At 57.8% G+C, this 13380-nt stretch carries 8 protein-coding genes and 1 pseudogene; 7 read left to right on the forward strand and 2 right to left on the reverse strand.

Features of this window, described 5'->3' with window-relative positions:
• Together G3N95_RS25140 and G3N95_RS25145 are read left to right on the forward strand one after the other, a co-directional pair.
• Window positions 1-186: pseudogene (locus G3N95_RS25140) on the forward strand (integrase); the annotation flags it as partial.
• A gap of 12 nt (window positions 187-198) precedes the next feature.
• The gene (locus G3N95_RS25145; RefSeq protein WP_205972783.1) at window positions 199-1902 is read left to right on the forward strand and encodes a tyrosine-type recombinase/integrase; all 1704 of its coding nucleotides are present in this window, start codon (window positions 199-201) and stop codon (window positions 1900-1902) included.
• Between the two features lie 6 nt (window positions 1903-1908).
• Here G3N95_RS25145 and G3N95_RS25150 read toward each other — a convergent pair whose 3' ends face one another.
• A complete protein-coding gene (locus G3N95_RS25150; protein WP_205972784.1) occupies window positions 1909-3000 on the reverse strand; it encodes a hypothetical protein in 1092 nt (363 codons plus the stop codon).
• 857 nt (window positions 3001-3857) lie between these two features.
• On the opposite strand from G3N95_RS25150, the gene G3N95_RS25155 reads away from it, so the two are divergent.
• The 4 genes from G3N95_RS25155 to G3N95_RS25170 all read left to right on the forward strand — a co-directional run bounded on the left by G3N95_RS25155 (window position 3858) and on the right by G3N95_RS25170 (window position 10301).
• A complete protein-coding gene (locus G3N95_RS25155; RefSeq protein WP_205972785.1) occupies window positions 3858-4754 on the forward strand; it encodes a hypothetical protein in 897 nt (298 codons plus the stop codon).
• A complete protein-coding gene (locus G3N95_RS25160; RefSeq protein ID WP_205972786.1) occupies window positions 4745-7036 on the forward strand; it encodes a hypothetical protein in 2292 nt (763 codons plus the stop codon). Before G3N95_RS25155 ends, G3N95_RS25160 begins: the two co-directional genes overlap by 10 nt.
• Complete coding sequence (locus tag G3N95_RS25165) at window positions 7033-8589, forward strand: ATP-binding protein (protein WP_205972787.1); 1557 nt, start codon at window positions 7033-7035, stop codon at window positions 8587-8589. Before G3N95_RS25160 ends, G3N95_RS25165 begins: the two co-directional genes overlap by 4 nt.
• A gap of 92 nt (window positions 8590-8681) precedes the next feature.
• Window positions 8682-10301 carry a hypothetical protein gene (locus G3N95_RS25170; protein WP_205972788.1) on the forward strand — a complete coding sequence of 540 codons (1620 nt, stop codon included), beginning with the start codon at window positions 8682-8684 and terminating at the stop codon, window positions 10299-10301.
• Window positions 10302-10743: 442 nt separating this feature from the next.
• Here G3N95_RS25170 and G3N95_RS25175 read toward each other — a convergent pair whose 3' ends face one another.
• Entirely contained in the window at window positions 10744-11406 is a 663-nt protein-coding gene (locus G3N95_RS25175) for a response regulator (RefSeq protein WP_205972789.1), read from the reverse strand.
• Between the two features lie 869 nt (window positions 11407-12275).
• On the opposite strand from G3N95_RS25175, the gene G3N95_RS25180 reads away from it, so the two are divergent.
• A complete protein-coding gene (locus tag G3N95_RS25180; protein ID WP_346778401.1) occupies window positions 12276-13373 on the forward strand; it encodes a porin in 1098 nt (365 codons plus the stop codon).
• Window positions 13374-13380 lie beyond the last annotated feature (7 nt).

Consider the following 13380-nt stretch of genomic DNA (forward strand, 5'->3'; position numbering starts at 1 on the left):
TATCTCGAGGAGACACTGGGTCACGTCCTGTATCGTCGCTGGACGCTCGCCGACCTGAAACGCGCCGCGCCATCGCTCGCCGACGCGAAGCGCGCGCACCCGGCCGTGTTCGCGCTGCTGCTCGAGCCGCGCGGCGGCCGGCGCTGCCGCACCGCGCCCACGGCCCCGCTCACCCCGTGCGCGTAAAAGCCCGTCATCATGAAGTCCACCGACTGGATCGACGCGGGTGTGCTGCCACCGCAGCGGCTGCCTCCCGGCGTCGACGCCGCGCTCGCGTATCTCGAGGAGACACTGGGTCACGTCCTGTATCGTCGCTGGACGCTCGCCGACCTGAAACGCGCCGCGCCATCGCTCGCCGACGCGAAGCGCGCGCACCCGGCCGTGTTCGCGCTGCTGCTCGAGCACGATGTCGCGATCGAGTACTGGGCGCAGGGGCGCCTGCACCTTGCAACCGCGAATCATGCGCCCTCGCCCGATACCGTGCTCGCCCGCGTGCTGCAGGCGCACCGCCGCCGGTTCCGGCATCTGCCCGACACCGACACAGCAGACGCTGCCGGCCAGCGCGGCGAACCCATTGTCAGCGCAGGCAATGAAGGCGACGGCGCCGTCACACCCGCCGAGGCGACGCGCGATGCCGCCGGTATGGCGGTCGCCGACATGGCGACACTCGTCGCGCTGTCCGTCTCGCGTAGCAGCGATCCCGCGGCGTTGCGTATGTGGCTCACGCGCGCCGGCCGCTTCATGAACGCAACGACCACCAATTCCCTCGGCGTGACCGACGATGCCCGGGCCCTCGCGCTATTCCTGCGCGACCGGGCGCAGCGTTCGCCGCACACGCTGCGCGCATATAGGACCGAGTTGCGCCGCCTGATCGGCTGGTGTGAGGCGCACCGGCGCGGGCCGTTATCCGACCTGACGCGCGATGACCTGCTCGCCTTCCGGCAAACACTCGGCCCCGCAGGCCGCACGGGGGGCAACCCCTCCATGGTGCTGTCCCAACCCAGTGCCGCGCGTGCCGGCACGCCGTCCCGTAGCGACGCGGGCCGCCGCCGCGCGCTTGCGGTCATTTCGAGCCTGTTCCGTTACTGGCAGAAGACGGGCTACCTGGTGATCAACCCCGCCGCCGAGCTGTCAGGCGGTGGGGCCGCCCGCATGACGTGGACACCGTCGCGGATCCTGCCCGCCCGGGTGCTCGCGCAGTGCGACACGGTCACGGCCGGGGCGCGGCCGCCGGGGGTATCGGTCCTCGTCTGGGCGCGCCGCTGTGCGATCTGGACGCTCTACCGCTTCGCCGGTGTGCGCCTCGCCGAACTCGAGTGGTCAGCCGAACTGGGACTGCCGCGCCTGAGCGTCGAGCCGGACGCGACCACGGCCGCCGACCCGGCACACGGCTCATCCGGCGCGACGGGCGGTCAATGGACGCTGCATGTGCGCGGCAAGGGCGGCAAGCTTCGCGCGATCCCACTGCCGTCGCGCTGCGCGCCCGTGCTGCGTGACTATCGCGTCCTGCGCGGTCTCGCCGCCGAACCCGCGCCGTTCGAGTCGGTACCCCTGATTCACAGCGAGAAGCGCGACGCACTCGGGCACAGCGGTCTCTACGATGAAGTGAAGGCGGTGCTGCAGGCGGCGGAAGAAACGGTCCCGGCCGGTGACGCAGCGACCCGGGCGCTGATCCGCGCGGCGTCGACCCACTGGCTGCGGCACGGCTATGCGCGCACGCTGGTCGTCGATCACGCGGTGCCGCTGCCCGTCGCGCAGACGTTACTGGGGCACGCGTCGGTGCAGACGACGGCCGCGTATGCACGCACCGACCTCACGCAGCTGCGGGATTTTGTGGAGGGGAGTTTTCCAGACGTCTGCCACCCTCATGGAACGCTCCCAGGAGGCTCGAGCGCCTCGTGAGGGCACCTAGCATGTCCGGTCAGACAGTTCCACGTTTAACGAAAAGGTCTGCGGATCAGATTCAACCTTGATTCCGCGATAACGGACCTCTTCTCTCGCGACCTTCCGGAGCGGCTTCGGCGCGAAGAGTCGGGCGCGCCAAGCAGGTATTCGCCATACTCTTTTCCCCAAACGACAGCAATGTGCCCGGACGCACTCCTCGCTATAGACCAGCCGCAAACCACCACGCGTTACTAGCTTGGGCCGGGCAGCAGCATGTTGAGGCGCACTCGAAATCACCTGCCAGTAGACCTCCACACTATGCGCCCTGAGAAGCCTCGCAACACTCTTGCGGTCATATTCGGACAGCCCCGCCACCTTGACGCGCGAATGCCAAAGGCGCACGAAGCGAACAAACATCATCCAAAAATCGCGCATCATGAGCGTTAAGACGTCGGCACCTTGAGCCATCCGGCTTTCACGGGCGTGGAAAATCATCGCGTCATAGGCGACGCCGTACGCCACCAGATCACCCACCGCCTGTGCTCGCGCCATACAAAAGGCAGTAACGTTCGCCGCGGCCCAGATTGTTGGCGCACCGTGCACGCCAGGCTGGCACAGCGAAAAATAGAAGCAGCACGCACTGAATTCGTCCGTTGGATCATCAGGTATATCGACACCCATTGACTCAACCATATCTCGCATTGCCTCCAGTTCCCGAAGCGACCAATGGCCCCTGCTTACTATCTCCCAGATCGGCGCGTAAAACAGCGTGGCGACAAGGCTGGTGTGTTTTGAAAGATGTTCAAGACAGGTCGAAACGATCCCGTTCTTACGTTTTTCAGAACCATCGAACGAAGATGCATAGTCCTGCAGACGTGTGTATCGCTTCCTGACGGTCTCCACGTCTTCCTTCCCGCAGAACTTTCGAGCGATGCCCCTCGGGCTTGGATCGCCCGCCAGACGGGCCGCGAGGCAATAGAGGAGTCGTGCTTTGATATGGTCGAGATGGAGAGCCCTGCTCATCTGAGTCAGCAGTGTAGGCCCGAGCCAATCGAACAACAGGTATTGACCGTCCTGCGCCGCATCCGGGGCGACTGGCTCGAAATGCAATGCCATCACCTAATCTCCGAGGGTGGGACAAATTTGCAATGAAATTTGTCCCGTGCAGTTTTCAGTTGACCTGACTAGTCTGACTGAATGGTACTTCAGGCGACAAGCATCAACTTCAATCGCGGAGAGGTCAGATCATGACACTATGCGAATGCCAGGACTTTCACGGTGAACCATTACTCCAGACGCATGGCCCGTTAATGGGTGGACGTCATTTATGGCGCGCGCTTGGTTATCCGACCGCGCAAGCCTTCAGCAAGGCGGTTGAGCGAAACACAGTACCCATCGCAACGTTCCGCATCCCTCACCGCCGCGGCCGGTTCGCCCTGACAAACGACGTGGTGCAATGGCTACACCTTGCGTCAGGACGGTCAAACCATGCCCCGTCGTAACAGCGGCAGCTAGCCGGAACCAGATCATCAATCGAGGAGGAACGACCATGTCTTGATGCCCCTTGGCAGCGCATTCCAGACGAAAACGCCCAAGTGTTGGTGGACACCCGGGCGCGATCGCACAACTCAGTCAAGTTCTCGCGGAACGACTGCGTTTTAGTGTGGTCCTCCAGCTACCGGAAGTCAAGCCGGGAGTGATGCTCGCACGCTCGTTGCAGGCAGAGGCCACCCCGCGCATGCCATTTCTCCACCTGTTCGCTCGCCCGTAGTGCCTCGCACGATCGCATCGCGTGCGAAGCGTTGCGCCGGCGCGCCCGTTCGCATCGGCGTCAGGCAACAGACTCGGTGCCAGAAGGAGGAAGAGATGAACCAGCTGTCAGCCGGCGATCACCGGCATCGACCCGGCCATTTAACCAGGTGTGCGGGCGCGGATGCATCGAACCGACGCCCTATTTCCCAGCAGAGGCGATCATGAGCCACAACCCACTCATGGAATTGATAGACCGTGGCGTAGGTCAAGGACATCTTGATGAATACACGCCGTTCTGGCAGGTGGTTCGAGGAAACGCCACCCGTTTCGGCTTGCAGTCGACAGGACCCCTGCCGGGATACCGCCGCGCCAGCAGCTTCCAGCAGCGACCGCTTCGGCACGCCGCCATACTGGCGCTATGGATTGGCGCACGCGATGCGCGAGAGAGCTACCCACTCTGGCCGTTTGCCCATCCTCATCCACTCTCCGGCTGGCCGTTTGGCAAGCCCGTGACTTTCACCTGCCGTGGACTACTCGACATCATCGATGGCAAAAACGAGCGACAACATATTCATAGGCGAGCGAACACGGGTTCGGTGCCGATCGTCAATCTGATGCTGACTTGCGGTCCGCGCGAAGCGCCCCACTGCATCATGATGAGTTGCCGGTCGCTCGGAGACAATCCTGACGCCCGCGCCCGTGCATCTGACACCGATGTCAGGTACTGCAGGCGCTACGCCGACGCGAACAGCATCCCATACACGGAATTCGACCCGCACTGCGTTGCACGTCCCCTTATGGACAACCTGCTGGTCTGCTCGTATGCCGTCAACGCTGTCAGACGCGATATTGCGCCTGACACCCTGTATCGCGTTGAAGCGGAATTACTTCTGCAACTGGAACGGGAAACGATTGTCGACGCGGTGCGCCGCACGGCCAGCAAGCTCGGCGTGCACGAACGGCACGTCTGGACCGTGTTCACCTATATGCAGTGGACACAGTCGATCGACATTGACCTCCGCTATCGCATCTTTCATACCGAGCGCCCGATCCCTGGCGGTCGCGCGTTGAAAGCCGCCCTTGCACGTCTTCTTCTGGGGGACGCATCGTGGACATGATACGCATTGGATCGATCCTCATTCCCTCGTGCGATGAGGCCCCATACAAGTTTCCCCGCCGCGTCCTGACCGCGGATGCGGGAGGCTACTGGCTGATCCCCGTGGATTTCGACGGTCGCCGCAAGTATGCACACGGCCCGCACTTCGTTGACGCCACATACCTCCACTCTGCCGTCAGCGACGGCAGATTACGCATCGGCGATTTCAAGTGCCCCGTGCTATGGCAGGCGCAGGATGAAGATCTCAACCGCTGGTTTGGTGGATCAACGAAAGCGCCATGCAAAATCATTCAGGTCCGCGAGCGAGCCTATACGGCAATCCAGCCGTATATCAGCAATACGTCGATTCACGAGGCATTGACGACGAAAAGCTACACCAACTGGATCCGCGAAACGAGCAAAGCCACAGGTCACTCCCAAGCCTACCTATATGATGCACTTCACCGCCTATGGGCAGGCGATGAGAAAAATGCGCTGCTGGGCCTGACCTGCTACAACGGTGGGCGCGGAAAGCCGAAGAAGCAGACACGCAAGCTGGGGCGCCCGAACGCGCTTGACGCAGTCGCAGGTCGTGCAAGCAGTGGATTGGCGCTCTCTGACGAAGACAAGATCAAATTGCAATGCGGATGGCAATGTTTCGTCAGCGACGGCAGGTCGGTCAGACAGGCACATCTGGAGACCGCCCGGACCTTCTACGCCGTCACGCCGGAAACCGGCAACGGCAACGAAGAGACCGTCCTGGCGGATGCAGACAAACGTCCCACGCTGCGCCAGTTCCGCTACTGGGGGCCACGCGGCGATCCTGCCCAGTCGGCTACACGCCGGATGCTTGGGGAACATGAATACCGGCTTAACCACCTGGGTATGCACGGGTCGGCAACGGACGGGATCCGGGCAGTTGGCCAACGCGGATGGATTGATTCTAGTGGCGGCGATGTACGGCTGTCGTCCATCACACACCGGGCGACCGAAGTCGGCATCGCTACTTATCTCGATGTCATGGAGGCATTGACGCAAGTCATCTGCGGCGTCTATATCGGATTTGAACCCCCGTCCGCCCGGGTCTTTCTGCTCGCTGCAGCCCATGCCGCTCTGTCCAAGGAGGCGTGGTGTGCACGCTTCGGCATCAGTGGCGTTACAGACGATATGATTCCGAGTCTGCGTTTTGAGGAATTATTTCACGACAATGGCGAAGGTCGAAACGCACAGACGATGCGGGTGTACCTGAAAGCCTGGGAAGGCTGGATTGAATTTGCTCCCGCTGGGGATGGCCGCGCGAAGGGGACGATAGAAGGTGATCATCATCTGCGTCATCTCGATGTCGATCACCGGCTACCTGGCACGACACATCCACCGCCGGGCACCAAACCGACTCCTGCAATCGTCAACTACTACGAATATGTCGGACACCATATTCATCGCATCATCTATCACAACGCCATCGAGGTCGCCCCCGCGCATCTGATCACGGGCGAGATGCGAAACGAACTGGACGCCACTGCAACCCGGATGGACGTGTTTCGTTGGTATGTCCGCCACGGGTATGTCACGAGCCCCCCGCCCGATCCGGAAATGATACGGGCACACATGCTCCCGTCGTTTCCCGCGACCATTACCGAACGTGGCATCTTTTTGCACCGTCCGGATCGTGGGAACAAAAAGGAGTATGTGCAGCGATGCCGGTATGTGAACGAATACCTGGTCGAATCGGGCCTGCTCGAGGCCGCGAGAAGGAAGGTAATCCCGGCAGAGATTTCCCTTGATCCCAATGACCTCAGTGTCGCCTGGTTTCGGACCCGGGACGAGGGTCTCCTTCAACTCCGGAACGTTTACCCCGACGAGTGGCTTATCCGGCACTGCACACTGGATGAATTGCTGATGCTTCAGGACAGGGACCATCTGACACTACTGGCGAACACATCAGGCGCCGAGCAAAAGGCGGTCGACTTCATGGACAGACAGGCCGCCTCAGTGTCGTCGTCTATCAATGCTAGAACGAATGAAACCGAACTCACTAGGCCGACTCACCAGGGGGCGGGGACAGGCGGCGCCGATGTGAAACAGAAGGAGACCGACCTGCTCGAACAGCGCGGCCTGGCCGATCCGACAGGAAAACGGACTGGCACCCGGTGCTCCCCCTCCACAGCCGTTGAACCTGACCACGGCGGGTTCCCCGCCCAGCCATCCATCCCCAACGATCCCGTTCCGGCGCAGGACGACGAAACGTTCGACGATGTCCTTGACGCGATCCGCCACTTCGAAGATGAGGAGAATCCGAAATGACCACGAGGAAACCCAAGCTCACGTCCCGGGAAGCGCTCGACGCAGCCTTTGGCCCCAACCCTCTGCTTGATCCGCTTGACCCCCTGATCGAAGTGGAACGTATGCCAGCGGCGCTTTCGCATCGGCCCCTGCAGAACGTGCCATGGAGAGATGTGGACCCCAAACAGCGGATCGATTTTCTGAACCTGATGCAAAGCCAGTTCGTCCCGACACCGGATGCCGTCGAAATCGCCCTAGCCATCCAACAGATGATCCGTGCGAGCTACATCGAGCGGCATCCGGCACTGCCTTGCAACCGCCGGCGTCGCATGGAAATTGCCACCCTCGACCCGGCGAAACTCCCAAGCGCTTCGTGGTTTCCGGGATTCGCTCGGGCTGTCATCGTGGAGGGCATCACTGGTCTGGGTAAAACCTTTATGAAAGACCGCATTCTTTCCCTTTATCCGCAGGTGCACAGACACGGCAGATTCGAGGCAGGCGGATGGGAAAAACAGGCGCAGATCATCTACCTCGACGTAACAATGAGTGCGGACAGTTCGCGCCTGGGCTTCCTGGACAATATCCTTCTTGCCATTGATAACGCCTTACGAGACATTGACGACCCCTCAGGAGACACCCACTACTATGAAACATACGGTGGTCCGAAGTCACGGATGAGCACCGAGAAGGTTATGGTCATAATCGGACAGATACTTAGCCAGTATTATTGCGGACTACTGGTTATCGATGAAATTCAGGATCGAAACTTCTCGACGAATCGGGAACTGATACTTCTATTCTTCCTGCGCCTTCTTAATTTCGGGATTCCCATCATGCTCCTTGGCAATCCCAAGGGTTTTTCCGGTTTTGAACAATCCGCACAGGATACCCGACGCCTGTACAAGGGCGGTCACTTTGAACTGTGGCCGGCAACCGACGGGAGAGACAGGGCATGGAGAAGCTACGTATCCGGAAAACTGCAGGATAACCTCCTACCGCTGTCGTTTCCGGTTGACGATACCGCACACGATGAGTTCTACCGATGCTCAGGAGGGGTACGCGACTATTTCGACACCCTCCTGGGCGCCATGCAGGAACGGGGGCTCAGGAAAAACCTTGGTGAAATCCCGTTTGAGTATATCGCTGAGACCTACTCAGGCAGGAGGATGAAAAAATATCACGGGACGATCAACGCGCTTGTGAAGAAGGATATCAACGAACTAGCGAAAAACACCGATATGCCGCTTGAACTCTTCGCGAAACGCTGGAAGATGTCACTGCCAGCCAGCGAATCATCATCCGCCACAACTCTGTCTGACAATCCCGGAGTGGCAGGCAACGAAGCCTTCGGTAAAGGAGCAAAAAAGGCCAACCAGACAAGGTACAAGTCACCCGAGCAGCGCAGGAAACAGGCCGATGCGATGTTCCGCAAGCGACAGGATCATGCGGCAAACGCACAACAGGCTGCCCAGGACGCAAAATCACCAATGTCCGATCAGGACCAGACAGAGATCAACCGGGCCGAACTGGTGGCACGCGCAAAAGAACTGGCCCGTGTAACGTCGAAAAAGTAGTTGATCCCCGCCCAGCGTGCCAGCGAGCAGCCAATGCTCGCTGGTTTTGCGGCCGCCCAGACTCGTCGTGATCATTGCAATCAGAAGGTAACATGGAAATTCCCATCGTCCCGCTTATGCCGACTGGAGCGACCCTTGGCTCGTTCGCCACAGCGATCAAATTACACAATACCTTTGAATCTGCCTCCAGCACCCGATCAATGTTATTTGGAACATTGGGTGGTTTAGGATTGGACATCTTTGGACAAGGCGTACTGAAGTGTAGCCAGATCATACGTAGCGGGGCTTTCGCCGACAGGAACCATACCCTTGAGCACCACACACTGTGGCCATTCTTTGCGTATGCTCTTCCCGCACCGTTCCGGGAACAATGGCGCGCCGCTCAGCTTTCATCATCCGTCTTTCCCTGGAGAGCATATCTTCACGGGCTTTCGCTCCAAGGTCTCATTAAAGCCAATTCGTGCGCTTGCCTAGCATGCGTGGAAGATGACTTCAACCGCTACGGTATCGCTTATTGGCGCACCTATCATCAATTGCCGGGAATTGAACATTGCATCAAACATTTGGCGCCGCTTATCTCGCAGTGCCATGCATGTGGAACGTTGATCCAAGCCGGTAGGTATTCACTGCCATCGATGATCTGCGCTTCATGCGGCTTACAGCTAGTTGCTCGACGAACTGCCGGCTGTCCCGCTCCATACTGGAAAGTACTAGAGATTATAAGAATGTTGTTCGATGGTAGCTGGCAGGCAATCACACCTGATTTTAGTCGACCCTATTATCAAAGGGCACTTTGCAACATTGCGCTCTTTCCGCTCAACGACAACAATCTCCAAACGATTCTATCGGCGATATTGCGCAGGTGGAAAATGCGTTCAATTTCCGATCTATTTTCTTTCTTCAAGGTATCAACCACGAAGACGACAGCGACGAAAAAAATGTGGTCTGCGTTATCCGGAATGAATTTCGATGTTAACCCATTTATATATATCCTGTTGATCGAGCACTTCCGTTCAACACAAAAACAGTTACCAGATTTGTTTTCTGTGCGCGAAATGCAACCCGAGATTGAAGAATACAGATTTCCGTTTGCTCCGGGACCTTTTTCGTTGCCACAGGACAAGCAGAATGAAGTTCTTGAAGCGTTAGATGCTTCCGGAATCCAACGAAATGTTCTCTACGAACTGGCTACCGGAGTTAGTTGGGGAATAATTCGAAGAAGAGATAGCCTATCAAACTTTAAAGTTTCAAAGCTTTATTCGCAGATTCCCTGGTTTCGGCTGTATTTTTCTCTGATAGGTTCGGAGAAATGGTCAAGAAACCTCTATGCGAGCAACATGCGATCCAGCCGCCTCAAGGACAGTACCTACCGAAAAACAGCCGAAAGATGTGCGGCCCTAGGCTCCGACGGCCTAGAAAATTTGTATAGGAACCATCGAAAGGCGTACAACTACCTGCGAAAGCATGATCGGGACTTTCTACGCAGAGTGGGACTTAGTACAAGAAGGGAACGTCGAGAAGTGCTAACCCCTGAAACGTGCATGCCGAGGATTCTCAAGCTTATCAACGATCCGCGCAAGCTAAGTCGTACCGAAATTTGGCGGTCAGATAAGCCTGCGATGTTATATGCGTCCAAACATTGCTACGCATGGCTACAGGAAATTTTACCTCCGTCTCGACGCAACGGTTTGGCCAAAAAACTGGGAAACTAAGATTACAATACGCTAAAACAGGCAAATAATACCTAAGCACTCATGCATCGAAGAACGATTTGAGCCGTCTTCTGAAATATTCCGCCAGTTGGTCAGCAAAAACTATCACGAATCGCAATAACTATCAGTTTTTATGTTAATTGATCACGGACACCAGGCTGTTAAGCCGATTGACTCGATATCGGCCTCAGCGGACGCCCGGCGATACGAGCCGCGAGTCGACTTCAGGTCAGGTTGCTGCCATTCGCAAACTGGCATCGACGAATGACGCTTCCCACTGTCAATGAACGAGTCCCAAAACGGTCCTTTGATTCCGTGTACCTTAGGTACAACGGCCGTTCGGGGCAGTGATGTCGCCCGGAGGTTCATTGGACCCTTGCGACATCACTGGTCAATGCCATGCAACGCTATGGCGAAGAAAACCGGTTGTAATTCGTCGACCTTATGAGAGCGTCCCTATGCGGTAGCCCACCCCTCGCACATTGTGGATTGCGTCTCCGCCCAATTTGCGGCGCAGATTGTGAACATGCACCTGGATGGCGTTACTCTCGATCTCCTCGTTCCACCCGTATAGGCGGTCCTCAAGTTGTGCACGCGTGACGACGATTGCTGGATCGCGCATTAGCTCCTGCAACAATGCGAACTCTCGCGTCGTCACCGATACCTCCTTATCGCGTAGCCACACGCGGTGTTGCGCGGGATCGAGCCTCAGCGCCCCGACCTGCAGTAACGGTCGCATGTGCCCAGTCTGATGCCGGCTCACGACACGAATGCGGGCCAGAAGATCATCGAGTGTGAAGGGCTTGACGATGTAGTCGTCGGCGCCTTCGTCCAGGCCCACCACCGCTTCCGGAATGGCACCGCGATCTGCGATAAGAACCACGGGCGTCGCGTCATTTCGCTGCCGCAGCCGTTCGAGCAAAGTCAGGCCGTCATTTCCAGACAAACCGATATCGAGCAAGACCGCCCCGTACGAGGTCGTGCGAAGCGCAAGCATGGCTGATTCTGCATCCTTCACCGAATCAATGGCGAAGCCCGCCTTGTGCAAGCCGTGCTTCAACCCATCGTCTATCAATGCGTCAGGCCCCACGACCAATATGCGCATGTGTTCCCCGTATTTCACCCGACAGCCGGCACGGCTCGATTTGCTTTTCGCGCCTTCTCGCCGCCCTCATTTATAAAAAGTTCGCACGGAACGGTCACAACAGAAGAGATCGAGCTTTGCCACTTTCGGCAGCAAATGCTCTCTCGAGACAACTACTTCAGACACCCGGTGCGCAGCCGCGTTGCACGCAAAGGCGAAGAGGCTAGCGTCGAAAACCTTAAGAGACCGTTAACGCGCCAATCACTCGAATATTAATTGCAACACCTTAAGATCTCTCTCGCCTCTGAGATCTTGAAACCGCCTAGTGAATTCCCTGACTGCCAGTGCGTCAACGGCAGATCGCTCGTCCAGCACCTCTTTCTTCTCTTTACGACTTCCTTTATTCGCAGCACGCGGAAACTGGTTCCGATGGCCTGGCGACAACGCACAATACGAATTGATCTCAGCCTGTCTGGGCGCGGATTTGCGGTGCACAAGATGACATGCCCGTCACACACGAAACAACTCTGAGAAATTATCGCAAATAGCCTTTTATCATTTAAACAGCTTTCACTCATAACGTACGTTTAATGATCGACATAAAATTATTCGATTGTCTTAAAGCCTGTCGCGCCCTCAAAGTGCGTTCCGGAACAGACGACATCCGTCACGCATCCTCGCTAAACAACGTCCATCGGATGACCACTTCGATATAGGGAGATGGCAACCATGGTGGATCTGAAGCGTTACTTTCCGTTCCAACGTATCCGTCCTCAGTGCCGAATCACCCATCTTTAGATTCGGCCTACAAATTATTAACAATTCAAGGAGGAGAGCTTGTGAAATATTTCATGTTGAGACCCATTCTCATAGGAGTACTTTCCGTTTCAGTGCTCCCAATAGCACATGCACAAAGCAGCGTCACGCTATACGGCTCTCTCGACGAATCTGCGGCCTACTACAACAACACCGGCGGCCATTCTCTGGTAGCAATGCAAAGCGGCAACAACGCAGCGACGTACTGGGGACTCAAAGGCAAAGAAGAACTGGGCGGTGGCCTGAGCACGATCTTCACGTTGGAAAGTTCATTCGACATCACGCATGGATCGCTTTCCAGTAATCGCATTTTTTCCCACCAGGCCTCGGTCGGCCTCGCCGACGATGCTTACGGAACCGTTACCCTGGGACGGCAATTCGATCCGACCGTCGATCTGGTGCAGCCCATCACCGGCGACGGCTTCGCGGGGGCGGCTTTCACCACACCCGGAGATGCCGACAACAACGACAACTCGGTTTGGATCAATAGCTCGATCAAGTATGCGAGCCCGACGTACGCCGGCTTCCAGTACGAGTTGATGTACGGCGTCGGCGGAATCGCCGGCAATACGACGGGCGGCCACTCGTATGGGGCGGCCGCGTCGTACAACAACGGCGGGTTGACGCTTGCCACCGGCTATCTGTTCTCGAAGAACGACGCAAACGGCAACGGCGCGGCAGACCTCACCCAGACCAATTCGGTGGTGCCGCTTTTTGGCGCGACAGCGCTGTTCGGTTCGCGTCAGAGCTTTCAGGTCGCAGCACAGTATGTGATCGGCAGCGTCACGGCGAACATCCGTTACAGCAATGCTCAGTACAAGCCATACATGAACTACGGCGCGTTTAACCGCACCGAGACATACAACATCGGCGGCGCGGCGCTTCAGTACCAGTTCACCCCCGCGCTAACGGGCACGCTCAACTATGTGTACACGCGTTCGAGTGGAGCGTCGTCAGCGACCTACAACAACTTCGGCGTCAACGGCGCCTACTCGCTGAGCAAGCGCACGAGCTTCTATGCAGAGGTCGGGTATTCCCACGCGAGCGGCACGACCTTCAGCGAAGACGGGTCCGCAATCGTCGCGGCAGGTGGCACGGTGGGCGATCTTGCGACGAGTTCGACCACTCGTTCGCAGGTGGTGACGATCATCGGTATCACCCACAAATTCTGATGTCGGA

The sequence above is a fragment of the Paraburkholderia sp. Tr-20389 genome, from assembly GCF_017104565.1.
Classification (GTDB): Bacteria; Pseudomonadota; Gammaproteobacteria; order Burkholderiales; family Burkholderiaceae; genus Paraburkholderia.

Excerpts from the sequence above, each read along its gene's own strand:
- G3N95_RS25165 (WP_205972787.1), top strand. The coding sequence starts at position 7,033 with ATGACCACGAGGAAACCCAAGCTCACGTCCCGGGAAGCGCTCGACGCA.
- G3N95_RS25170 (WP_205972788.1), top strand. The coding sequence starts at position 8,682 with ATGGAAATTCCCATCGTCCCGCTTATGCCGACTGGAGCGACCCTTGGC.
- G3N95_RS25150 (WP_205972784.1), bottom strand. The coding sequence starts at position 3,000 with ATGGCATTGCATTTCGAGCCAGTCGCCCCGGATGCGGCGCAGGACGGT.
- G3N95_RS25175 (WP_205972789.1), bottom strand. The coding sequence starts at position 11,406 with ATGCGCATATTGGTCGTGGGGCCTGACGCATTGATAGACGATGGGTTG.
- G3N95_RS25155 (WP_205972785.1), top strand. The coding sequence starts at position 3,858 with ATGAGCCACAACCCACTCATGGAATTGATAGACCGTGGCGTAGGTCAA.
- G3N95_RS25145 (WP_205972783.1), top strand. The coding sequence starts at position 199 with ATGAAGTCCACCGACTGGATCGACGCGGGTGTGCTGCCACCGCAGCGG.